A 21,688-nucleotide genomic window follows, 5' to 3' on the forward strand; every position below is an offset into this window, starting at 1 on the left:
GCCAGAAGTTAAACAGGTCACCTTTACCAGTAAAAGGATGCTATAACATGGACAGCTAATTCCCATACATTTACTCAGGAAATAGTATGCTCAAGGAACGAATGACACCTGAAGAAATCGCCCATCTGACCGGCTACAGTCGGCAAACTATCAATAAGTGGGTGCGGAAAGAAGGCTGGCAGACCTCTCCGCGGCCTGGCGTCCAGGGCGGCAAGGCGCGCCTGGTCCATGTCAATGAGCAAGTCAGGGAGTTTATCCGCAGCGCCCAGCGCGTGGCGGAGACGCCCGGCACCTATTCTCCCCACGACAGCGATCTGGAATCGCTGCTGCTAACCCTCTGTAAAGAACTCACCCCCAGCGAGCAGAAGCAGCTTATGTCGCTGTTGCTGCGCGAGGGGATCACCGGGTTACTGCTTCGGTTAGGGATCCGCGATCGGTAAACCATGATGAAACTAAAAGATAAAATGACGCCCGCAGAGCTTGCCGACTGCCTGGGGCTGGCCAGACAAACGATCAATCGCTGGGTTCGGGAGAAGAAATGGCGCACAGAAGCGATACCCGGCGTTAAAGGGGGACGAGCGCGACTGGTGGTCATCGACCAACCGGTGCGTGAGTTTTTGACTAACATTCCCGCCAGACGCCATCTGTTTAGCGACAATCATCTCGCGGAATCGCCAGGCGCTTACCTGGTCAATGAGGCGGACGCGATCTGGCGGCAAATCACAGAAACCCTGCAACTGATGACTCCGGCAGAACAGCTGCAGCTCCGCGACCTGCTGGCCCGGGAAGGGATTAGCGGTTTTCTTGCCCGCCTCGGCATCGCCAGCCCGGCGTAACAGACAAAAAAAACGGCAGGAGTATATCCTGCCGTTATATCATCTACGTCCCCGTCAGGACGCCTGGCCTTCGCGCTCAGCGATAAAAGCCAGCGCTTTATTGATACGCTCTACGCTACGGGACTTGCCGATTGCATGGACGGTTACGTCAAGCGCAGGAGACTGCCCAGCACCGGTAACGGCCACGCGCAGCGGCATACCGACTTTACCCATGCCCACTTCCAGCTCATCAGCGGTTGCCTGAATCGCGTGGTGGACGTTTTCCGCCGTCCAGTCGCTAATCGCCGCCAGCTTGTCGCGGACGACCTCCAGCGGCTGACGCGCTACCGGACGCAAATGTTTCTTCGCCGCGTCGGCGTCGAACTCAGCGAACTCTTCATAGAAGTAGCGGCAGCTCTGGGCAATCTCTTTCAGCGTTTTGCAACGCTCGCCCAGCAGCTTCACCAACTCGGCCAGCTGCGGACCGTTGCGGGTATCGATATTTTCCTGCTCGATATGCCACTGCAGATGGGTCGCCACATACTCCGCTGGCAGCGTATTGATGTAATGATGGTTCAGCCACAGCAGCTTGTCGGTGTTGAACGCACTGGCGGATTTGCTGACCGCCCCCAGCGAGAAGAACTCGATCATCTCTTCGCGGGTGAAGATCTCCTGATCGCCATGGGACCAGCCCAGACGCACCAGATAGTTAAGCAACGCTTCCGGCAGGTAGCCATCGTCGCGATACTGCATCACGCTGACCGCCCCGTGGCGCTTGGAGAGTTTCTTGCCATCGTCGCCGTTAATCATCGATACGTGCGCGTATACCGGCACCGGCGCGTTCAGCGCTTTAAGGATGTTGATCTGGCGCGGCGTGTTATTGATATGATCTTCACCACGGATCACGTGGGTGATCGCCATGTCCCAGTCATCCACGACGACGCAGAAGTTGTAGGTCGGGGAACCATCGGTACGGCGAATGATCAGATCGTCCAGCTCCTGGTTGCTGAACTCGATAGGTCCGCGGATCTGATCGTCAAAAATAACTGACCCTTCCTGCGGGTTGGCGAAACGCACCACGCACGGCTCATCGTCGGCATGATGCTCGTGGCTATGGCGGCAGCGGCCATCGTAACGCGGCTTCTCACCGTTCGCCATCTGCTCTTCGCGCAACGCTTCCAGACGCTCTTTCGAGCAATAGCATTTATAAGCGGTACCGGCTTCCAGCATCTCATCGATCACGTTGTTATAACGATCGAAACGTTTGGTCTGGTAATAGGGACCTTCGTCCCATTGCAGATTCAGCCAGTTCATGCCATCCATGATGGCTTCAATTGCTTCCGGGGTGGAGCGTTCGAGATCGGTGTCTTCAATACGCAGTACAAACTCACCGCCGTGGTTACGGGCAAAAAGCCAGGAATAGAGAGCAGTACGCGCACCGCCAACGTGCAGATAGCCGGTTGGGCTTGGCGCGAAGCGAGTTTTGATTTTCATGAATTGGCCTTACGTTTAATAAAGATGCCGATAGACGGCAATGTCCGGTGGAAATTATGGGTCAATATTCTAACACCGTGGGCTGATTCCTCAATGTTGTTCCCGTCGGAACGTCGCGGTTTGCCATTTTTGTTTATAAATCATGCTATGACGCCGGTTTTACGATCGCTTTGTTTAATTTTACGACGAACGAACGAATTCTTTAGAAAAGGCGTTGACTCATTTTCAACTCTCCCTATAATGCGACTCCACACAGCGGGGGTGATTAGCTCAGCTGGGAGAGCACCTCCCTTACAAGGAGGGGGTCGGCGGTTCGATCCCGTCATCACCCACCACTACTTAACGTAGTCTCCGCCGTGTAGAACAGAAAATTGAGAAGTGGGTGATTAGCTCAGCTGGGAGAGCACCTCCCTTACAAGGAGGGGGTCGGCGGTTCGATCCCGTCATCACCCACCAATTTCTCGCCAGCTGGATTTTCTGTCAAAATGTGAAGTACCGAAGTGGGTGATTAGCTCAGCTGGGAGAGCACCTCCCTTACAAGGAGGGGGTCGGCGGTTCGATCCCGTCATCACCCACCACTTCGGGTCGTTAGCTCAGTTGGTAGAGCAGTTGACTTTTAATCAATTGGTCGCAGGTTCGAATCCTGCACGACCCACCAATGTAAAAAGGCGCCCTAAAGGCGCCTTTTTGCTATGCGCCGAACTCAACGATTCGAACCTGCAGCAGGTTCGGGTCGAACGCAGTGAGACAACGGAGCCGCTTGCGGCGACGGCCCGAAGGGCGAGGCGAAGTCGAGTCATCCTGCACGACCCACCAATGTAAAAAGGCGCCCTAAAGGCGCCTTTTTGCTATGCGTGGAACACAGCCCCGGCCACGAGCTTCCCCGTGGCGATAAACCGCGATCAACGCTGATACAGCGGATCTTCAACCCTGGCGGCGGTGAGATTGCCCCCTTCTTCTCGCACGATTTCCCATAACGCCTGGGCGGCGGTCGACAGCGAGCGGTTTTTCCGGCATGCCAGCATCAGCTGCCGCTCCATTACCGGAGCCAGTCGCTTTACCGCCAGATGGCTTCCCTGCGGTAACGGCAGCGCCAGCGCCGGCAGTACGCTGATGCCAATTCCCGATTCCACCATCGGAAACAGCGTTGCCGGATGGCCAATCTCCTGCACAATGTTCGCCCGGACAGCCAGCCTGCTGAGCGCCGCATCAATCAGCGGACGGCTGCCGGAAGCATAGTCCTGCAGGATCAGTCTCTCATTCTGTAGCGCCTGCCACGGCACTTCAGTCAGGCTGGCAAAAGGATGATCCTCCCGGCAGAGCAGCAAAAAAGGTTCCGCCAGGACCACCTCGCACTGCAGATCGGCCGCCGGGCCCGGATCAATCACGATGCCAAAATCCACTTCTCCCTGGCGAATACTCTCCAGGACCCACTGCTGGGGCCGGTCGTGCAGCACAAAATCGATATCAGGATAACGTCGATTACTGTGAGCAATACACTGCGGAATAAGGTGGGCGGAAATCGTCTGACTGGCGGCGACCTTAACGGTGCCACTCAGCTGCTGGCCTACCCGACCGGCATCGCGCAGCGTCACCGCAAGCTCATCGAGCAAACGCTCCAGCCTGCCTGCCAGCTGCTGACCCGCCTCGGTGAGGACCACCTCCCGGGTGGTACGGTCAAGGAGACGGACTCCGGTCTGATGCTCCAGCTCCTTGACGCTGTGGCTGACGGCCGACTGGCTTAAGCCAATCATCTCCCCCGCCCGGCTAAAGCTCCTGGCGCGGGCAACGGTAACGAATACTTTTAACTGACGCAGAGAGTAATTCATCTTTTTAATTCATGAATAGATGCAATAAATCAATTTTATTTCTCAAATCAAAAAAAGCACAATAGCGCATCTCTTTTCAGGAGCGTTTATGAAACTTTTCCGCATTCTCGATCCGTTTACGGCAACCCTGGTCACCGTTGTCCTGTTGGCCTCATTCTTCCCGGCCCGTGGCGCTTTCGTCCCCTTCTTTGAACATCTCACCACCGCCGCCATCGCCCTGCTGTTCTTTATGCATGGCGCCAAACTCTCCCGGGAGGCAATTATCGCCGGCGGCAGCCACTGGCGTTTGCATCTGTGGGTGATGTGCAGCACCTTTATCCTCTTCCCGGTGCTGGGGGTTCTGTTTGCCTGGTGGGCGCCGGTGAAGGTCGATCCGATGCTCTACAGCGGTTTTATTTATTTGTGCATTCTGCCGGCCACCGTGCAATCCGCCATCGCCTTCACCTCGCTGGCCGGAGGCAACGTCGCGGCGGCGGTCTGCTCAGCTTCGGCCTCCAGCCTGTTGGGCATCTTTGTTTCACCACTGCTGGTGGGGGTCCTGATGAACCTTCACGGCGCAGGCGGTAGCCTCGAGCAGGTCGGAAAGATCATGCTGCAGCTGCTGTTGCCTTTCGTGCTCGGCCATTTATCGCGGCCGTGGATCGGCAACTGGGTGGCGAAGCATAAGAAGTGGATTGGTAAGACCGACCAGACCTCGATTCTGCTGGTGGTCTACTCCGCCTTTAGCGAGGCGGTGGTGAACGGGATCTGGCATAAAGTGGGCCTGGGATCGCTGCTGTTTATCGTGGTAGTCAGCCTGGTGCTGCTGGCCATCGTCATCGCGGTCAACGTGTTCGTCGCCCGCCGCTGCGGCTTTAACAAAGCCGATGAAATTACCATCGTCTTCTGCGGTTCGAAAAAGAGCCTGGCCAACGGCATCCCGATGGCCAATATTCTCTTCCCGACCTCCATCCTCGGCATCATGGTGCTGCCGCTGATGATCTTCCATCAAATCCAGCTGATGGTCTGCGCGGTGCTGGCGCGGCGCTATAAACGGCAAACCGATGCGCGTCTCGCTCAGGAAAAAACTAACGCCGCCAAAGCCTAACGCGCTTTCTTCAGGGGCTGGACCAGATCGCTCAGCCCCTCGCTTTTAATCAGCAGGGTCAGCGCCATCAGCTCGCCGAGATGGCCGGCAGGGAATTGATCCTTGCGCGCGAACCACAATAAATACTCCTCCGGGACATCGATTAAACGACGCCCCTTGTATTTACCGAACGGCATCTCGGTATTGGCGATCTCGACCAGCTGCGCTTTATCCACGTTATTCTCCCAACAGGCGCATCATTTCGGCTTCGTCAATCACCTCGATGCCGAGCTCCTGCGCTTTCGCCAGCTTAGAACCCGCCGCTTCGCCTGCAATCACCAGATCGGTTTTCTTCGACACGCTGCCCGCCACCTTCGCCCCTAGCGCAACCAGACGCGCTTTGGCATCATCCCGCGACAACTGACTGAGGCTGCCGGTCAGGACGACGGTTTTGCCTGCAAACGGGCTGTCAATCTCTTCCGCCTTCACCACCACCGGCGCCGGCCAGTGAACCCCTTCCGCCAGCAGCTGCGCAATGACATCGCGGTTGCTCTCTTCGGCAAAGAAGTTGAAAGTATGGGTGGCGACGACGATGCCGACATCAGGGACCTTCTGCAGCTCCTCAATGGAAGCCTGCTCCAGGGCTTCGAGGGTGCCAAAATGCGCCGCCAGGCCTGCCGCCGTGGCTTCTCCTACCTCGCGAATGCCCAAGGCGTAGAGGAAACGCGCGAAGGTTGTCTCTTTGGCTTTCTCGAGAGCGTTGACCACGTTTTGCGCGGACTTCGGCCCCATCCTATCCAGCCCGGTCAGTTTCCCTGCGGTCAGCCGGAACAGATCCGCCGGGGTATGGACGTACTCTTTCTCCACCAGCTGGTCGATGATCTTATCGCCCATGCCGTCAACGTCCAGCGCACGACGGGAGACAAAGTGCTTGAGCGACTCTTTGCGCTGCGCGCCGCAGATCAGGCCGCCGGTACAGCGGGCTACCGCCTCGCCTTCCACTCGCTCAACGTCTGACTGACAGACCGGGCAGTGGGTCGGGAAATCAACATCCCGGGCATCTGCCGGACGTTCGGAAAGCACCACGTTGACCACCTGAGGGATCACGTCGCCTGCCCGGCGAATCACCACCTTGTCGCCGATTTTCAAGCCTAAGCGTTCAATCTCATCGGCGTTATGCAAAGTGGCATTACTCACCAGCACGCCGGCGACATGGACCGGCTCCAGGCGCGCCACCGGCGTAATCGCTCCGGTGCGGCCCACCTGGAACTCCACGTCCCGGACGAAAGTCATCTGCTCCTGGGCCGGGAACTTAAAGGCTACGGCCCAGCGCGGCGCGCGGGCCACGAAACCCAGCTGTTCCTGCAGCGCCAGCGAATCGACTTTGATCACCACGCCATCAATGTCAAAGCCCAGATGGGGACGATCTTCCTCGACTTTACGATAGTAAGTGAGCACTTCCTCGGGGGTATGGCAAAGGGTGACGCGATCGCTCACCGGTAATCCCCATGCTTTGAACTGCTGTAAACGGGCCGAGTGGCTGGCCGGCAGCTCACCGCCCTCCAGCACCCCAACGCCGTAGCAGAAGAAAGTAAGCGGTCGCTTCGCGGTGATGCGCGGGTCCAGCTGGCGCAACGAGCCCGCCGCCGCATTGCGCGGGTTAGCAAACACTTTTCCGCCGGTGCGGCGAGCTTCTTCATTGATTTTTTCGAACCCGGCCTGCGGGAGGAACACTTCCCCGCGCACCTCCAGGCGTGCGGGGATATTATCGCCATGCAGCCTGAGCGGGATGGTGCGGATGGTTCGCACGTTAGAGGTAATATCCTCGCCGGTGGTGCCGTCGCCGCGGGTCGCCGCCTGCACCAGCACGCCGTTTTCGTAGAGAATGCTCACCGCGAGACCGTCGAGCTTCAGCTCGCAGCAGTAGATGAGCGGGTCTGTGCTTTTCAGGCGATCCAGCACCCGCTTGTTGAAGGCCAGAAAGCTCTCTTCGTCAAACACGTTGTCCAGTGACAGCATCGGCACTTCATGGCGGATCTGGCTGAAGGCGGTCAGTGGCGCCGCCCCCACGCGCTGAGTCGGCGAATCCGGGGTAATCAGCTCCGGATGCTGGCTCTCCAGCTCGCGCAGCTCGCGCATCAGCCGGTCATACTCCGCATCGGGCACTTCCGGCGCGTCCATAACGTGGTACAGGTATTCATGATGGCGAAGCGTGGTTCGCAGTTCAGTCAGTTGTTGTTCGATCGGTTCCATATCACACCATCAATGATAAAAAACCCCCGACAGGCGGGGGTTGAGAAGGAGTTGAGATAACGCGGGACGTCAGGCGTTCGCGTCTTTCACTTCGCGAATACGATCCTGGTATTCACGCAGTTTTTGCGGCGTCATCATGCGACGCTGATCGTCAAGCACCACGCCGCCCACTTCATCGGCGATATACTGCGCAGACTGCAGCATCAGCTTGAAGTTCTGCAGCTCATCACCGTAGGAAGGGACCTGCATAAAGATAGTCACCCCAGGGGTCATCATATCCGCCATGCTGTCCGGATTGAAGGTCCCCGGCTTCACCATGTTGGCCAGGCTGAACAGCACCGGGCCGCTGCCGTCCGGGCTCAGATGGCGGTGGAAAATATTCATTTCACCAAACTTGAAGCCGGCCTGCTGGATGCTATTGATAAGCACCTCGCCGTTAAGCTGCGCGCCATGGTGCGCGGCGACGTTCATCACGATGACCGTCTCTTTACGCTCTTTCGGCTGCGGCGCTGCAGGCTGCTGCGGCTCTGTCGGCTGCGGTTCAGCCACCGCGGGCTGCGGCGCGGCAACAGGCTGTGGCGCAGGCTGCTGCGGAGCGGCCGGCTGCGGCTGGGCGACGGTCGGGGTCACCGGCTGCGGCGCGACAGGCTGTTGCATAACAGGCTGCGGCTGGTGTTGCGGTTGCACGGGCGGCTGCGCGGGTTGCGGCTGTTGCCAGCCCGGCTGTGGAGCCACATGCGGCGCAGACGGTTGTCCCTGCGGTTGTACCGGGGCCTGGCGCGGCGGCGGCGCCTGACGAACCGGTTCCTCAGGACGCACAGGCTGCTGCATCTGGCGCTCGTAAGGCGGCTGGTACTGGTGCTGCGGCGCCTGACGAGGGGCTTCATGCTCCCCATGCGCGCCGTGCGGAGCGTGAGTCACCGGATGAACGCGGACTTCACCTACGCCTTCAACATTATCATCAAAGTCGTCGTTTTCCGACTCATCGTCGCGCGACTTCATACGTTTCAGTGGGCGATCGCGAAACATCGAAGAACGTTCTTTACGGCTGGTCCAGAAACCATGTACCAGTAAAGCGATTATGGCGATCGCGCCAACAATGATTAATATCAGACGCAAATCCTGCATCATTATATTCTCTGTTGTTCTAACACCTTGCCACCACGGCAAACATTTACTCACTAAGAGTATTTGCCGATTACCTCAAGTGCAAGTGCGTCGGTCGCTTTCACCACATAAAGATGAACTAAATCGTGCTTTTTGCTGTTTTTTCGAACATTTCCTAACTGGTTATTGTCTGACGACCCGATAAAATAAGCGAGCATTCACACTGGATGTTAAAAAAGGAGCAATGCCTGGCTATGGTTTCATCATCCGCACCGACCCCGCGTAGCGGCGTACACTATTTTTCGCAGGGCTGGAAACTCATCGGGCTGCCGGGCATACGTCGTTATGTCTTCCTGCCTTTACTGGTTAACGTGCTGCTGATGGGCGGTGCTTTCTGGTGGCTGTTTACCCGTCTCGACAGCTGGATCCCTTCGCTGATGAGCCATGTACCTGACTGGCTGCAGTGGCTGAACTACCTGCTGTGGCCGGTGGTGGTGCTGTCGATCCTGCTGGTGTTTGGCTACTTCTTTTCTACTATTGCCAACTGGATTGCCGCCCCGTTCAGCGGCCTGCTGGCGGAACAGCTGGAAGCGCGTCTGACTGGCGCCACCCCGCCGGAAGTCGGCGTCTTTGGCATCATGAAGGATATTCCACGCATCATGAAGCGTGAGTGGCAGAAGCTGGCATGGTACCTGCCCCGCGCCATCGTGCTGTTGCTGCTCTACTTTATACCCGGCGTTGGCCAGACGGTGGCTCCGGTACTCTGGTTCCTGTTCAGCGCATGGATGCTGGCGATTCAATACTGCGATTACCCCTTCGATAACCACAAGGTCCCCTTCAGGACCATGCGCGAAGCGCTGCGCAGCCGCAAGGTGATGAATATGCAGTTTGGCGCGCTCACCAGCCTGTTCACCATGATCCCGGTGTTAAACCTGGTGATCCTCCCGGTGGCTATCTGCGGCGCCACCGCCATGTGGGTCGATTGCTATCGCGACAGACACGCCAGCTGGAAGTAGTCGTCACACCTCCCCCCGGGAGCGGCGAGCGCCGCTCCTTATATCTCCGCTTATTCCTTCTTGCTCATCATTATTTCCCTTACGCATATAGATATGCTAAATCCTTACTTCCGCATATTCTTTAAGCGGGTATGCTGATGCCGTACCCCCAAATTTCATACAGTTAAGGACGGGCCATGAGTAAGATTTTTGAAGACAACTCCCTGACTATCGGTCATACGCCGCTGGTACGACTGAACCGCATTGGTAACGGTCGTATCCTGGCAAAGGTAGAATCTCGTAACCCGAGCTTTAGCGTAAAATGCCGTATCGGCGCCAATATGATCTGGGATGCTGAAAAACGCGGCGTGCTGAAACCTGGCGTGGAACTGGTCGAACCGACCAGCGGCAACACCGGTATCGCCCTCGCCTACGTGGCGGCGGCACGCGGCTACAAGCTAACGCTAACCATGCCGGAAACCATGAGCATTGAGCGTCGTAAGCTTCTGAAAGCGCTGGGCGCCAACCTGGTGCTGACCGAAGGCGCCAAAGGCATGAAAGGCGCCATTCAGAAAGCGGAAGAGATTGTCGCCAGCAACCCGGAAAAATTCCTGCTGCTGCAGCAGTTCAGCAACCCGGCTAACCCGGAAATCCACGAAAAGACCACCGGTCCGGAAATCTGGGAAGACACCGACGGTCAGGTGGATGTCTTCATCTCCGGCGTCGGTACCGGCGGTACGCTGACCGGCGTCAGCCGCTACATTAAAAACACCAAGGGCAAAAAAGATCTGATCACCGTCGCGGTTGAACCGACCGATTCGCCGGTCATCTCCCAGGCACTGGCGGGTGAAGAGCTCAAGCCGGGCCCGCACAAAATTCAGGGCATCGGCGCCGGCTTCATTCCTGGCAACCTGGATCTGAAGCTGGTGGACAAAGTAATCGGCATCACCAATGATGAAGCGATCTCCACCGCACGCCGCCTGATGGAAGAAGAAGGCATCCTGGCGGGTATCTCTTCCGGGGCCGCCGTTGCCGCGGCGCTGAAGCTGCAGGAAGATGAGGCCTTTACCAATAAGAATATTGTGGTTATCCTGCCTTCCTCAGGTGAGCGTTATTTAAGCACCGCGCTGTTTGCCGATCTCTTCACCGAGAAAGAACTGCAACAGTAGTGCCAGCTTGTAAATAATGTGTAAAAAAGCACCTTTTCAGGTGCTTTTTTGTGGCATACGTCAAAGTTTTACCCCTCCTGGCATTGATTCACCTCGTAGGGTCTGGTATTTAACCAGCACATTTATTTTGATGCGCGAAATTATTCAGAAGAGGATTTCCGCCAGCTGAATCGATTTTATGATTTGGTTCAAGTCTTCCTTTCGCGGCATAATGTTTAATGACGTGCTAGACGTCAATGGCCCGCAGGTCTTCGCAGCGCCAGGCGCTGCCGACGCCAAGGCCGGAAACGTAACGCCGGCGCTAACAATACAGGCTAAAGTCGAGTCGTTAGACTAGACTTTAGGTCCACAACACTAAACCTATAAGTTGGGGAAATATAATGTTCCAGCAAGAAGTTACCATTACCGCTCCGAACGGTCTGCACACCCGCCCTGCTGCTCAGTTTGTTAAAGAAGCTAAAGGCTTCACTTCTGAGATCACTGTAACCTCCAACGGCAAAAGCGCCAGCGCCAAAAGCCTGTTCAAACTGCAGACTCTGGGCCTGACCCAGGGCACCGTAGTGACCCTCTCCGCGGAAGGCGAAGATGAGCAGAAAGCTGTTGAGCATCTGGTTAAACTGATGGCTGAACTCGAGTAAGTTCACGGGTTCTTTTTCATATCAGTCACAAGTAAGGTAGGGTTATGATTTCAGGCATTTTAGCATCCCCGGGTATCGCCTTCGGCAAAGCACTGCTGCTGAAGGAAGATGAAATTGTCATCGACCGGAAGAAAATTTCTGCCGATAAGGTTGATCAGGAAGTCGAACGTTTCCTGAGCGGCCGCGCCAAGGCCTCCGCCCAGCTGGAGGTCATCAAAACCAAAGCTGGTGAAACTTTCGGTGAAGAAAAAGAAGCCATCTTCGAAGGGCATATTATGCTGCTGGAAGATGAGGAGCTTGAGCAGGAAATCATAGCCCTGATTAAAGATAAGCACATGACTGCCGACGCGGCAGCCAATGAAGTTATCGACGGTCAGGCCACTGCCCTGGAAGAGCTGGACGATGAATACCTGAAAGAACGTGCGGCTGACGTACGTGATATTGGTAAGCGCCTGCTGCGCAACATCCTTGGTCTGGCTATCATCGATCTGAGCGCGATTCAGGATGAAGTCATCCTCGTCGCCGCCGATCTGACCCCGTCTGAAACCGCACAGCTGAACCTGAAAAAAGTGCTGGGTTTCATCACCGACGCGGGCGGCCGTACCTCCCACACCTCCATCATGGCGCGTTCCCTGGAACTGCCGGCCATCGTGGGCACCGGCAGCATCACGGCGCAGGTGAAAAACGGCGACTATCTGATTCTCGACGCGGTGAACAACCAGGTTCTGATCAACCCGTCTAACGAGCAAATTGAAGCGCTGCGTAATCTGCAGGCTCAGGTTGCGGAAGAAAAAGCCGAACTGGCGAAACTGAAAGATCTGCCGGCGATTACTCTCGACGGCCATCAGGTTGAAGTGTGCGCCAACATCGGTACCGTTCGCGACGTCGAAGGTGCTGAGCGCAACGGCGCCGAAGGCGTAGGCCTGTATCGTACTGAATTCCTGTTCATGGATCGCGACGCGCTGCCAACCGAAGAAGAGCAGTTTGCGGCTTATAAAGCGGTGGCTGAAGCCTGTGGCTCTCAGGCCGTTATCGTGCGTACCATGGACATCGGCGGCGACAAAGAGCTGCCGTATATGAACTTCCCGAAAGAAGAGAACCCGTTCCTCGGCTGGCGTGCCGTGCGTATCGCCATGGATCGTAAAGAGATCCTCCGCGATCAGGTTCGCGCCATCCTGCGTGCCTCCGCTTTCGGTAAGCTGCGCATTATGTTCCCGATGATCATCTCTGTTGAAGAAGTGCGTGCGCTGAAGAAAGAGATCGAAATCTACAAACAGGAACTGCGTGACGAAGGTAAAGCATTTGACGAATCCATTGAGATCGGCGTGATGGTGGAAACACCGGCTGCGGCGACCATTGCTCGTCATCTGGCCAAAGAAGTTGATTTCTTTAGTATCGGCACCAATGATTTAACGCAATATACTCTGGCAGTTGACCGTGGTAATGATATGATTTCACATCTTTACCAGCCGATGTCACCGTCTGTACTGAATCTGATTAAGCAAGTTATTGATGCTTCTCACGCTGAAGGTAAATGGACTGGCATGTGCGGTGAGCTTGCGGGCGATGAACGTGCTACACTTCTGTTGCTGGGTATGGGGCTGGACGAATTCTCTATGAGCGCCATTTCCATCCCGCGCATCAAGAAGATTATTCGTAACACGAACTTCGAAGATGCGAAAGTATTAGCAGAGCAGGCTCTTGCTCAACCGACAACGGACGAGTTAATGACGCTGGTTAACAAGTTCATTGAAGAAAAAACAATCTGCTAATCCACGAGATGCGCGGCCCAAATTACTGCTTAGGAGAAGATCATGGGTTTGTTTGATAAATTGAAATCTCTGGTTTCTGATGACAAGAAAGACACCGGAACTATTGAGATTGTTGCTCCCCTCTCCGGTGAGATCGTCAACATTGAAGACGTGCCGGATGTGGTTTTTGCGGAAAAAATTGTGGGCGATGGGATTGCCATCAAACCGACCGGCAACAAAATGGTCGCGCCGGTAGACGGTACCATTGGTAAAATTTTCGAAACCAACCATGCGTTCTCTATTGAATCTGATAGCGGCATCGAGCTGTTCGTTCACTTCGGTATTGATACCGTTGAACTGAAAGGCGAAGGCTTCAAGCGTATCGCTGAAGAAGGCCAGCGCGTGAAAGTCGGCGACCCGGTTATCGAATTCGATCTGCCGCTGCTGGAAGAGAAAGCCAAGTCTACCCTGACTCCGGTGGTTATCTCCAACATGGACGAGATCAAAGAGCTGATCAAACTGTCCGGTAGCGTGACCGTGGGTGAAACCCCGGTAATCCGCATCAAGAAGTAATGATTGCTGCATAGAAATGGCGCCGAAAGGCGCCATTTTTTTATATCGCGTGGGTCACCGGCTGATAGCATTTTTCGCGAGATAAGAGACGCAATCCTTCCGGGGTGCTCTCCAGAATGCGCCGCTCGCCGTCAGAGACCAGCAGTTCGCACTGATATCCTCCGGCCAGGCCGAACAGCGACCGCGCCACGCAGGCATCCTCCAGCGCCGCCTCCCCTGTGGTATCAAAATGACCAACAATGCGTCCCTGCTGACGGATCACTAACCGATAGCTTTTCATCTCTGTTGCTCCAGCGGCGGCAGGATCAGTTCGTCACACCCCTGCGCGGCAGTCCAGTTCATCACCTCCAGCACGCGCTGGGCGGCTGCTTCCGTCGCTGCCCCCAGCGCCAGGCCCGAAAGCAACCCGCTCACCAGCTCAGCGCAAAACAGATCGCCGGTACCCTTCAAGTCCGTCTCCACCCGCGGGTGAACCACCACCTGCACTGCATCGGCCGTCACCACCAGCACATTGATTGTCGAAGCGGCCTCTCCTGGCGCGCTGGTGATCACCACCCACTTGAGACTGTCCGACAGCAGGCTTCGAGCCGCGGCGACCGCCTCCTGCTGATTGCGACAGCGCCGGCCGCTCAGCGTCTCCAGCTCAAACAGATTAGGGGTGATCCCTTGCGCCAGCGGCAGCAGGTGCTGACGATAGGCTTCCGGGATCTCGGCCTTGACGTAGATGCCGCTGTCGACATCGCCAATCACCGGATCCACCAGAATACAGAGATCGGGATGGCGGTCGCGGACCCGCGTCAACCACTGCGCCAGGCGTTCAATTTGCACGCCGTTGCCCATATAGCCGGTGGTCACCGCACGCAGTTCGCGCAACGCGTCGCGCTCCTCAAGCGCCTGCAGGTACCCGACAAACCACTCCTCCGGGATAATGCCGCCATAGAACGTCTCATAATGGGGCGTATTGCTGAACAGCACCGTCGGCACCGCCAGCACGCGCAAACCGTGCTGTTTAATCGCCGGTACCGCGATGCTGTTGCCGACGCTGCCGTAAACTACCTGCGACTGCACGGCGACGATATCGACTTCCGACGCCCGGCTTTTGTCGTGAAAGAGCACTGATTGTATGTCATCTTGCTGGCCCATCTTTTCTCCCCTCGCTGGACAGCGGGTCACGCTCTGATTATGATTCGTCCTATGCTAAATTTCATTTTGTCATAGGTCAATAATGTTTGCCGGAAAAACCGCCAGCGATATCTTCGATCATATCCGCCATCTGGTGCAGAGCGGTGGCTTGCAGCCCGGAGAGGTTCTGCCGCCGGTACGCGAGCTCGCCAGCCAGCTGGCGGTGAATCGCAATACCGTCGCCGCCGCCTATAAACGGCTGGTGACATCTGGTCTGGCCGTGAGCCAGGGACGAAACGGCACGGCCATCAAAGCACGGGATCCGCTGCCGGCGCTGGAGGGCGGTGACCCCACGACGCCGCTGAACGATCTCTCCAGCGGCAATCCGGACCCCGCCAGACTGCCTGATTTAGCACGCTATCTGGGCCAAATTGCCCGCACGCCCCACCTGTATGGCGATGCCCCCATCGAGCCGCAGCTTGGCGAATGGGCTGAGGCATGGTTTGCCGGGGAGATAACCGTTCCCTTTGCCCTGAACCTCGCCAGCGGGGCGATTGACGCGCTGGAGCGTCTGCTCTGCGCCTTGCTGCTCCCCGGCGACGGCGTGGTGGTTGAAGATCCTTGTTTTCTTAGCAGCATCAATATGGTGCGTTACGCTGGCTTTACCCCCTGCCCGGTGGCGGTGGATGCCGAGGGGATGGATCCTGTCGGGCTGGAGGAGGCGTTACGCAACGGCGCGCGGGCGGTGATCTTAACCCCGCGCGCGCACAATCCTACCGGCTGTAGCCTGACGGAAACCCGGGCGCATGCCCTGCGGGAGGTGCTGGTCCGTTATCCGCAGGTGCTGGCGATCGTCGATGACCATTTTGCCCTGCTGTCGGCTACGCCCTGGTTTTCTCCTCTGCCCGCGAGCACCCAGCGCTGGGCGGTGGTGCGTTCGATGTCAAAAACCCTCGGGCCAGACCTGCGGCTGGCCTTTATCGCCAGCGATATCGACACCTCCTCGGCGCTGCGCCTGCGGCTTAACGCCGGCAGCCAGTGGGTCAGTCATCTGCTGCAGGATCTGACGCTGGCCTGTCTCACCGATGAGGCGTTTATCGCCTCGATGACGGAAACCCGCCGTCACTATCGCCACCAGAATGAGAAACTGGCGGCAGCGCTGGCCCGGCACGGCTACAGCCATGCTACGCCTGGCGACGGCCTTAATTTCTGGCTGCCGCTGCCAACGGCGAGCCAGCCCTACGCCTTACGGCTGGCCCGCGCCGGCTGGCTGGTCCGCGAGGGGGAGGTGTTTGGCATTCGTACGCCCTCCCACGGGCTACGTCTGTCGCTGGGCCGCCTGAATGACGATGAGATTGCCCGCCTGGCGGCCGATATAGCCCAGGTCTTAGACGCTCCCTGACGCAGGTAGTGCGTCGAACGCATCGGGGAGTGGTAGCTACTGCCGACAAGTTACTGTAAAAATAAACGAAAACAGGCGTAGTCTTACCTGCATGCCCGGATCGTCGAAACGGATGAAACGCTCACGGTGGCGGACACATCGCTCACAATAAGGAGCACCAGAGATGCATCACATTGACCTGACCCTAAAAGCAGTCATCGAAGCCTGCGATCGCGCTATCTCGCAGGAAGATTACGATACCCTGATGGGCTATTACGCGGAAGACGCCGCGCTGGTCGTCAAACCGGGCATGGTAGTCAGAGGGAAAGAGAATATCCGCAAAGCGTTTATCGCCATTGCCGACTATTTCCAGCACCGGCTGATAGTAACCCAGGGGAAAATGGAGGTCATTGAGGGCGGCGGCAATGCACTGGTGATTATGGAGACCCGGCTGGATATCCCGACGGCACAGGGAATAACACAGGTTACGCGACGCGCAACCTATGTCTTTCAGAAGCAGGGGGAGCGCTGGTTGTGCACGGTCGATAACTCCTACGGCACCGACCTGCTCGATGATTAAATACCCGCTCCCTGGCTAAAGTGTTCCTCGCCGAACACGCCGGTGGAGAGGTAGCGATCGCCGCGATCGCAGACGATCGCCACCACCACCGCGCCTGGATTTTCGCGGGCGATACGTAACGCCCCGGCTACCGCGCCGCCAGAGCTGACGCCGCAGAAAATGCCTTCCCGCACCGCCAGCTGACGCATGGTGTTCTCGGCATCCTGCTGATGAATATCCAGCACCGCATCCACCAGCGAAGCGTTAAAGATCCCCGGCATATACTCTGCCGGCCAGCGGCGGATCCCGGGAATACTGCTGCCCTCCTCCGGCTGCAGGCCGACGATGGTCACCGGTTTACTCTGTTCGCGCAGAAATCGTGACACGCCGGTAATGGTGCCGGTGGTCCCCATACTGGAGACAAAGTGGGTGATACGCCCTGCGGTCTGCTGCCAGATTTCCGGCCCGGTGGTGGTGTAGTGGGCGTAGGGGTTGTCCGGGTTGTTAAACTGATCGAGCAGTTTGCCCTCCCCGCGCTGAGCCATCTCGAGGGCCAGGTCGCGAGCCCCTTCCATCCCCTGCTCTTTGGTGACCAGGATCAGCTCGGCGCCGTAGGCGCGCATCGCGGCCCGGCGCTCCTGGCTCATGTTGTCGGGCATCAGCAGCTTCATCCGGTAGCCTTTCAGCGCGGCGATCATCGCCAGCGCGATACCGGTGTTGCCGCTGGTCGCTTCGATCAGCACGTCGCCGGGCTGAATTTCGCCGCGCTTTTCCGCTTCGACGATCATCGACAGCGCAGCGCGATCTTTCACCGAACCGGCCGGATTATTGCCTTCGAGTTTGACCCAGATTTCGCTGCCGTTGTCCGGCCCCAGACGCTGAAGTTTGACCAGAGGGGTATTGCCGATGGTGTGTTCGAGTGTATTCACGATGTTTACTCAATAAAAAAGCCGGGCGGCGCTTCGCTTACCCGGCCTACCAGACGCGTGATAATTTCAGACCGGGTAAGCACAGCCTCACCCGGCAAAAGCACATGGATTTAAGCTATCAGGCCGACTGCGCCAGAGCAAGCTCGCCGCGCGGCTCGATACGTTCGGTACCGTTGTACAGGCGCGCATTTTGCAGCCCGACAAACAGCCGTTCGCCGCGGGACGGCGCCTCATCGCCCGTTAACACCACGCTCAGCGGTTCGTCATACCACCCCAGAGGCTGGACGACTAATTGGGTGTAGTGTCCTTTCGGACTGGCCTCCAGGACCTGCACCGGCAGCGGCGAATCCAGGCTGGTTCGGCGGCTGATGTCCACTTCCCACGGACGCAGGAACAGATCCACCGGCCCCTGGTATGCCGGGGTATAGCCTAACGGCCAGCGGTGGGCGCCAACGTGGAACTGTCCGCCGCGGATAACCCCCTGCAGACGATTCACTTCCCCCATGAACTCCAGCACGAAGCGGGTGGACGGCTCACGCCACACGCGTTCAGGCGCATCGGCTTGTTCGATGTTGCCCTGGCTCATCACCACCACCCGGTCGGCAACTTCCATCGCCTCTTCCTGATCGTGGGTGACGAACACGCTGGTAAATTTTAGCTCTTCATGCAGCTGACGCAGCCAGCGGCGCAGCTCTTTACGCACCTGCGCATCCAGCGCGCCGAAAGGTTCATCCAGCAGCAGAATTTGCGGCTCTACCGCCAGGGCGCGCGCCAGCGCCACGCGCTGCTTCTGACCACCGGACAGCTGCGCCGGATAGCGATCCGCCAGGTGAGCCAGCTGCACCATCTCCAGCAGTTTGGTCACTTTGGCTTTAATCGCCGCCGCATTGGGTCGTTCACGGCGCGGCAGCACGGTCAGGCCAAAAGCGATGTTATCGAACACCGTCATATGGCGGAACAGCGCATAGTGCTGGAAGACGAAGCCCACTTTACGGTCGCGGGCGTGCATCCGGCTGACGTCGGTGCCGTGGAAGCGGATATGACCGCTGGTCTGATGCTCCAGCCCGGCGATAATCCGCAGCAGGGTAGTTTTCCCGGAGCCGGAAGGCCCCAGCAGCGCGACCATTTGTCCGGAAGGGATATCCAGCGAGATATCATTCAGCACCTGGGTGCGACCAAACGATTTCTTAATATTGGCAATCTCAATGCTCATGATTTCCCTCCTGTTGCGCGCGTTTTTCCTGGTTGGCCAGACGCCATTGCAACATACTCTTTAAAAACAGGGTCAGAATAGCCATTAACGTCAGCAGGGCCGCGGCGGTAAACGAGCCGACGGTGTTGTAATCCTGCTCCAGTAATTCAATTTGCAGCGGCAGCGAAAGCGTTTCTCCGCGGATCGAACCGGAGACCACCGATACCGCGCCGAATTCGCCGATGGCGCGGGCGTTGGTCAACACCACGCCGTACAGCAGCGCCCAGCGAATATTGGGCAACGTCACCCGGCGGAACATCTGCCATCCGGAAGCCCCCAGCAATACCGCCGCCTCATCTTCATGGCTGCCCTGACTCATCATCACCGGCACCAGCTCACGCACCACAAACGGACAGGTGACAAAGATCGTCGCCAGCACCATGCCCGGCCAGGCGAACATGATTTGCAGATTATGTGCATCAAGCCAGCCGCCCAGCGGACCGTTAGAGCCGTAGAACAGCAGATAAACCAGACCCGCGACCACTGGCGAGACGGCGAACGGGATATCCAGCATCGTCAACAGCAGCTGGCGTCCCGGGAACGTAAAGCGCGTGACCAGCCAGGCCAGCAAGGTCCCGAACACCAGGTTCACCGGCACGGTAATCAAGGCGATCATCACCGTCAGCCAGATGGCGTGCAGCATGTCCGGGTTCGCCAGGTTTTCCAGCACCGGCATTAACCCTTTGCTGAAGGCCTGGATGAAGATGTAGAGCATCGGCACCACAAGGATGAAGGCGGAAACCAGCATCCCGACGCCAATCAGAAACCATTTGCCCCAGTTGATGCGGGGCGCGTCGTAGCGTTTCAATTGAGTAACTTCCGCCATTAGTGACCTACCACGCGTCGACCAAAGCGACTCTGCAGGGTATTGATGGAAAACAACAGCAGCAGCGAGGCGGCCAGGATCACTGAGGCGATGGCGCTCGCCGCCGGATAGTCAAACTCCTGCAGACGAATAAAGATCATCAGCGACGTCACTTCCGTCTTCCACGCGATGTTGCCGGCGATAAAAATCACCGCGCCGAATTCGCCGAGGCTGCGGGTAAACGACAAGGCGATGCCCGCCAGCAGCGCCGGCGACAGCTCCGGCAGGACCACCTTGCGAAAACTCTGCCAGCGCGTGGCGCCCAGCGTTTCCGCTGCCTCTTCATATTCCGGTCCCAGCTCTTCCAGCACCGGCTGCACGGTACGCACCACGAACGGGATGCTGGTGAAAGCCATCGCCACGGCGATACCGAGCCAGGTATAGGTCACTTTAATATCGAACTTCGCCAGCCATTCCCCGTAAATGCCGTTTACCGAAAACAGCGAGGCCAGGGTCAGGCCGGCTACCGCCGTCGGCAGCGCAAACGGCAGGTCCATTAAGGCATCCAGCAGCGTGCGGCCCGGAAAACGATAGCGGGTAAGGATCCACGCCATCAGCAGACCGAAGACGCCGTTAAAAATCGAGGCCACGAACGCCGACAGCAGCGTCACCTTATAGGCCGCCACCACCTGCGGGTTGGTGATCACATCCCAGTACTGCGCCCAGCTCATCTGCGCCAGCTGCATCACCAGCGCGCTGAGCGGTAATAACAGAATCAGACAGACAAACAGCAGGCTGGTGCCGAGGCTCAGGGTAAAGCCCGGCAGCACGCGCTTGGACGACACAGCAAACATTACTTACGCCCCGCCGCCAGCAGTTTGTCCAGTTCGCCGCCGCTGGCGAAGTGGGTTTTCATCACCTCAGGCCAGGAGCCAAACTTGTCCTCCACGCGGAACAGTTCGGTCTGCGGGAATTTATCCTTCAGCGAATCCATCACTTTCGGGTTGTTTACCCGATAGTAGTAGTCGGTAATGATGGTCTGCGCCTGCGGGCTGTAGAGCCAGTTCAGATAGGCTTTCGCCGCCTTTTCCGTGCCGTTGGCTTTGACGTTTTTATCCACCCAGGCCACCGGGAACTCCGCCAGAATGTTGGTTTTCGGGATCACCACTTCAAATCCCTGCGCCTCATACTGCTTGCGAATATTGTTCACTTCCGACTCGAAACTGATCAGCACATCGCCCAGGCCGCGCTCGGCGAAGGTAGTGGTCGCCCCGCGTCCGCCGGTGTCGAAGACTTCGACGTTCTTCAGGAACTGGGTCATAAACTGTTCGGTTTTGGCTTTATCGCCACCGTCGGCTTTATCCGCCGCGCCCCAGGCCGCCAGGTAGGTGTACCGCGCGTTGCCCGAGGTTTTCGGGTTCGGGAAGATCAGCTTAACGTCAGAGCGGACCAGGTCGTTCCAGTCATGAATGTTTTTCGGGTTGCCTTTGCGCACCAGGAAGCCCATCGTCGAATAGAACGGCGAGCTGTTGTTTGGCAGGCGGCTTTGCCAGTCGGCCGGGATCAGGTTGCCTTTGTCATGCAGGATCTGCACGTCCGTCACCTGGTTGTAGGTCACCACGTCCGCCTTCAGGCCCTGCAGGATCGCCAGCGCCTGCTTGGAAGAGCCGGCGTGCGACTGCTTGATGGTCAGCTTGTCTCCACCATTGTCCTTCGCCCACTGCTGCTCAAAAGGCGGGTTAAGGGCGGCAAACAGCTCGCGGGAGACATCATAGGAGCTGTTCAGCAGCTCCGTCGCCTGCGCCTGCGCCACCAGCAGCAGGGAAGCCGCCAGCGCCAGATATCCTTTTTTCAGTGATTTAACGGCCATTGCGCACCCTTATCAAAAATGATCATTTACTGATGATCATCATATTTATAACGGGTACGAAAGGAGTAACGGTTTTATAT

Annotated in this window: 22 protein-coding genes, 4 tRNA genes and 1 other RNA gene; 15 read left to right on the top strand and 12 right to left on the bottom strand. The window is 57.5% G+C overall.

The window, feature by feature from the left end:
* The first annotated feature begins 86 nt into the window (after positions 1-86).
* A complete protein-coding gene (locus MKS11_RS14870) occupies positions 87-440 on the top strand; it encodes a YfeC-like transcriptional regulator (RefSeq protein WP_004202017.1) in 354 nt (117 codons plus the stop codon).
* A gap of 3 nt (positions 441-443) precedes the next feature.
* On the top strand, positions 444-836 hold the full coding sequence (locus tag MKS11_RS14875; protein WP_004202015.1) for a YfeC-like transcriptional regulator: 393 nt from the start codon (positions 444-446) through the stop codon (positions 834-836).
* A gap of 54 nt (positions 837-890) precedes the next feature.
* Here the strand turns inward: MKS11_RS14875 and gltX are convergent, their stop codons facing one another.
* Positions 891-2,309, bottom strand: a complete 1,419-nt coding sequence (gene gltX / locus MKS11_RS14880; RefSeq protein WP_004202014.1) for a glutamate--tRNA ligase — start codon at positions 2,307-2,309, stop codon at positions 891-893.
* 259 nt (positions 2,310-2,568) lie between these two features.
* On the opposite strand from gltX, the gene MKS11_RS14885 reads away from it, so the two are divergent.
* The 5 genes from MKS11_RS14885 (at position 2,569) to MKS11_RS14905 (ending at position 3,125) form a co-directional block, all read left to right on the top strand.
* Positions 2,569-2,644 (top strand) — tRNA-Val (locus MKS11_RS14885).
* Between the two features lie 45 nt (positions 2,645-2,689).
* Positions 2,690-2,765: transfer RNA gene (locus tag MKS11_RS14890), tRNA-Val, on the top strand.
* Between the two features lie 46 nt (positions 2,766-2,811).
* Positions 2,812-2,887: transfer RNA gene (locus MKS11_RS14895), tRNA-Val, on the top strand.
* A gap of 4 nt (positions 2,888-2,891) precedes the next feature.
* Positions 2,892-2,967: transfer RNA gene (locus tag MKS11_RS14900), tRNA-Lys, on the top strand.
* 22 nt (positions 2,968-2,989) lie between these two features.
* A non-coding RNA gene (locus tag MKS11_RS14905) (RtT sRNA) lies at positions 2,990-3,125 on the top strand.
* 86 nt (positions 3,126-3,211) lie between these two features.
* Here MKS11_RS14905 and MKS11_RS14910 read toward each other — a convergent pair.
* Positions 3,212-4,138, bottom strand: coding sequence for a LysR family transcriptional regulator (locus MKS11_RS14910; protein ID WP_064183430.1), 927 nt, complete (start codon positions 4,136-4,138; stop codon positions 3,212-3,214).
* Positions 4,139-4,226: 88 nt separating this feature from the next.
* On the opposite strand from MKS11_RS14910, the gene MKS11_RS14915 reads away from it, so the two are divergent.
* On the top strand, positions 4,227-5,225 hold the full coding sequence (locus MKS11_RS14915; protein ID WP_004202009.1) for a bile acid:sodium symporter family protein: 999 nt from the start codon (positions 4,227-4,229) through the stop codon (positions 5,223-5,225).
* Here the strand turns inward: MKS11_RS14915 and MKS11_RS14920 are convergent.
* From MKS11_RS14920 to zipA, 3 genes are all read right to left on the bottom strand, one after another.
* The gene (locus MKS11_RS14920) at positions 5,222-5,440 is read right to left on the bottom strand and encodes a DUF3820 family protein (RefSeq protein WP_004202007.1); all 219 of its coding nucleotides are present in this window, start codon (positions 5,438-5,440) and stop codon (positions 5,222-5,224) included. The genes MKS11_RS14915 and MKS11_RS14920 overlap by 4 nt on opposite strands.
* A 1-nt stretch (position 5,441) precedes the next feature.
* The gene (ligA, locus tag MKS11_RS14925; RefSeq protein WP_087771355.1) at positions 5,442-7,457 is read right to left on the bottom strand and encodes an NAD-dependent DNA ligase LigA; all 2,016 of its coding nucleotides are present in this window, start codon (positions 7,455-7,457) and stop codon (positions 5,442-5,444) included.
* Between the two features lie 69 nt (positions 7,458-7,526).
* Positions 7,527-8,588: a cell division protein ZipA gene (gene zipA / locus MKS11_RS14930; protein WP_167878763.1), complete on the bottom strand. Its 1,062-nt coding sequence runs from the start codon at positions 8,586-8,588 to the stop codon at positions 7,527-7,529.
* Positions 8,589-8,818: 230 nt separating this feature from the next.
* Between zipA and cysZ the strand changes: the two genes are divergently transcribed.
* The 5 genes from cysZ (at position 8,819) to crr (ending at position 13,690) form a co-directional block, all read left to right on the top strand.
* A complete protein-coding gene (cysZ, locus tag MKS11_RS14935) occupies positions 8,819-9,580 on the top strand; it encodes a sulfate transporter CysZ (protein ID WP_087771354.1) in 762 nt (253 codons plus the stop codon).
* Between the two features lie 176 nt (positions 9,581-9,756).
* Entirely contained in the window at positions 9,757-10,728 is a 972-nt protein-coding gene (cysK, locus tag MKS11_RS14940; RefSeq protein ID WP_004202001.1) for a cysteine synthase A, read from the top strand.
* Positions 10,729-11,108: 380 nt separating this feature from the next.
* On the top strand, positions 11,109-11,366 hold the full coding sequence (gene ptsH / locus MKS11_RS14945; RefSeq protein ID WP_002913505.1) for a phosphocarrier protein Hpr: 258 nt from the start codon (positions 11,109-11,111) through the stop codon (positions 11,364-11,366).
* Positions 11,367-11,410: 44 nt separating this feature from the next.
* Entirely contained in the window at positions 11,411-13,138 is a 1,728-nt protein-coding gene (gene ptsI, locus MKS11_RS14950; protein ID WP_004201998.1) for a phosphoenolpyruvate-protein phosphotransferase PtsI, read from the top strand.
* A gap of 42 nt (positions 13,139-13,180) precedes the next feature.
* Positions 13,181-13,690 (top strand): PTS glucose transporter subunit IIA, encoded by a 510-nt coding sequence (gene crr, locus MKS11_RS14955; RefSeq protein ID WP_000522253.1) that lies wholly within the window; start codon positions 13,181-13,183, stop codon positions 13,688-13,690.
* A 40-nt stretch (positions 13,691-13,730) separates the two neighbouring features.
* Here the strand turns inward: crr and MKS11_RS14960 are convergent, their stop codons facing one another.
* A complete protein-coding gene (locus MKS11_RS14960; RefSeq protein ID WP_017900460.1) occupies positions 13,731-13,970 on the bottom strand; it encodes a hypothetical protein in 240 nt (79 codons plus the stop codon).
* A complete protein-coding gene (pdxK, locus tag MKS11_RS14965; protein WP_043520180.1) occupies positions 13,967-14,833 on the bottom strand; it encodes a pyridoxine/pyridoxal/pyridoxamine kinase in 867 nt (288 codons plus the stop codon). The genes MKS11_RS14960 and pdxK overlap by 4 nt, the downstream gene beginning before the upstream one ends.
* Positions 14,834-14,915: 82 nt before the next feature.
* Between pdxK and ptsJ the strand changes: the two genes are divergently transcribed.
* Positions 14,916-16,214 (top strand): transcriptional regulator PtsJ, encoded by a 1,299-nt coding sequence (gene ptsJ / locus MKS11_RS14970; protein WP_087771353.1) that lies wholly within the window; start codon positions 14,916-14,918, stop codon positions 16,212-16,214.
* A 163-nt stretch (positions 16,215-16,377) separates the two neighbouring features.
* Entirely contained in the window at positions 16,378-16,773 is a 396-nt protein-coding gene (locus MKS11_RS14975; protein ID WP_004201993.1) for a nuclear transport factor 2 family protein, read from the top strand.
* Here MKS11_RS14975 and cysM read toward each other — a convergent pair.
* The 5 genes from cysM to cysP form a co-directional block, all read right to left on the bottom strand.
* Positions 16,770-17,681 carry a cysteine synthase CysM gene (gene cysM, locus MKS11_RS14980; RefSeq protein WP_004201992.1) on the bottom strand — a complete coding sequence of 304 codons (912 nt, stop codon included), beginning with the start codon at positions 17,679-17,681 and terminating at the stop codon, positions 16,770-16,772. The genes MKS11_RS14975 and cysM overlap by 4 nt on opposite strands.
* Before the next feature lie 118 nt (positions 17,682-17,799).
* Positions 17,800-18,894: a sulfate/thiosulfate ABC transporter ATP-binding protein CysA gene (gene cysA, locus MKS11_RS14985; RefSeq protein WP_004201991.1), complete on the bottom strand. Its 1,095-nt coding sequence runs from the start codon at positions 18,892-18,894 to the stop codon at positions 17,800-17,802.
* Positions 18,884-19,759 carry a sulfate/thiosulfate ABC transporter permease CysW gene (cysW, locus tag MKS11_RS14990; protein WP_004201990.1) on the bottom strand — a complete coding sequence of 292 codons (876 nt, stop codon included), beginning with the start codon at positions 19,757-19,759 and terminating at the stop codon, positions 18,884-18,886. Before cysW ends, cysA begins: the two co-directional genes overlap by 11 nt.
* Positions 19,759-20,592: a sulfate/thiosulfate ABC transporter permease CysT gene (cysT, locus tag MKS11_RS14995; RefSeq protein WP_002913626.1), complete on the bottom strand. Its 834-nt coding sequence runs from the start codon at positions 20,590-20,592 to the stop codon at positions 19,759-19,761. The genes cysW and cysT overlap by 1 nt, the downstream gene beginning before the upstream one ends.
* Positions 20,592-21,608 (bottom strand): thiosulfate/sulfate ABC transporter substrate-binding protein CysP, encoded by a 1,017-nt coding sequence (gene cysP / locus MKS11_RS15000; RefSeq protein WP_017900457.1) that lies wholly within the window; start codon positions 21,606-21,608, stop codon positions 20,592-20,594. The genes cysT and cysP overlap by 1 nt, the downstream gene beginning before the upstream one ends.
* Positions 21,609-21,688: the final 80 nt, after the last annotated feature.

This window comes from Klebsiella sp. K5-45 (genome assembly GCF_030128605.1).
GTDB classification, from domain to species: Bacteria; Pseudomonadota; Gammaproteobacteria; order Enterobacterales; family Enterobacteriaceae; genus Klebsiella; species Klebsiella quasipneumoniae.

Coding starts and splice junctions, on each gene's coding strand:
- cysA (WP_004201991.1), bottom strand. CDS start 18,894: ATGAGCATTGAGATTGCCAATATTAAGAAATCGTTTGGTCGCACCCAG.
- ptsI (WP_004201998.1), top strand. CDS start 11,411: ATGATTTCAGGCATTTTAGCATCCCCGGGTATCGCCTTCGGCAAAGCA.
- cysT (WP_002913626.1), bottom strand. CDS start 20,592: ATGTTTGCTGTGTCGTCCAAGCGCGTGCTGCCGGGCTTTACCCTGAGC.
- cysW (WP_004201990.1), bottom strand. CDS start 19,759: ATGGCGGAAGTTACTCAATTGAAACGCTACGACGCGCCCCGCATCAAC.
- cysP (WP_017900457.1), bottom strand. CDS start 21,608: ATGGCCGTTAAATCACTGAAAAAAGGATATCTGGCGCTGGCGGCTTCC.
- MKS11_RS14975 (WP_004201993.1), top strand. CDS start 16,378: ATGCATCACATTGACCTGACCCTAAAAGCAGTCATCGAAGCCTGCGAT.
- ligA (WP_087771355.1), bottom strand. CDS start 7,457: ATGGAACCGATCGAACAACAACTGACTGAACTGCGAACCACGCTTCGC.
- cysK (WP_004202001.1), top strand. CDS start 9,757: ATGAGTAAGATTTTTGAAGACAACTCCCTGACTATCGGTCATACGCCG.
- MKS11_RS14875 (WP_004202015.1), top strand. CDS start 444: ATGATGAAACTAAAAGATAAAATGACGCCCGCAGAGCTTGCCGACTGC.
- MKS11_RS14915 (WP_004202009.1), top strand. CDS start 4,227: ATGAAACTTTTCCGCATTCTCGATCCGTTTACGGCAACCCTGGTCACC.
- crr (WP_000522253.1), top strand. CDS start 13,181: ATGGGTTTGTTTGATAAATTGAAATCTCTGGTTTCTGATGACAAGAAA.
- ptsH (WP_002913505.1), top strand. CDS start 11,109: ATGTTCCAGCAAGAAGTTACCATTACCGCTCCGAACGGTCTGCACACC.
- MKS11_RS14910 (WP_064183430.1), bottom strand. CDS start 4,138: ATGAATTACTCTCTGCGTCAGTTAAAAGTATTCGTTACCGTTGCCCGC.
- MKS11_RS14870 (WP_004202017.1), top strand. CDS start 87: ATGCTCAAGGAACGAATGACACCTGAAGAAATCGCCCATCTGACCGGC.
- cysZ (WP_087771354.1), top strand. CDS start 8,819: ATGGTTTCATCATCCGCACCGACCCCGCGTAGCGGCGTACACTATTTT.
- MKS11_RS14960 (WP_017900460.1), bottom strand. CDS start 13,970: ATGAAAAGCTATCGGTTAGTGATCCGTCAGCAGGGACGCATTGTTGGT.
- gltX (WP_004202014.1), bottom strand. CDS start 2,309: ATGAAAATCAAAACTCGCTTCGCGCCAAGCCCAACCGGCTATCTGCAC.
- zipA (WP_167878763.1), bottom strand. CDS start 8,588: ATGATGCAGGATTTGCGTCTGATATTAATCATTGTTGGCGCGATCGCC.
- ptsJ (WP_087771353.1), top strand. CDS start 14,916: ATGTTTGCCGGAAAAACCGCCAGCGATATCTTCGATCATATCCGCCAT.
- pdxK (WP_043520180.1), bottom strand. CDS start 14,833: ATGGGCCAGCAAGATGACATACAATCAGTGCTCTTTCACGACAAAAGC.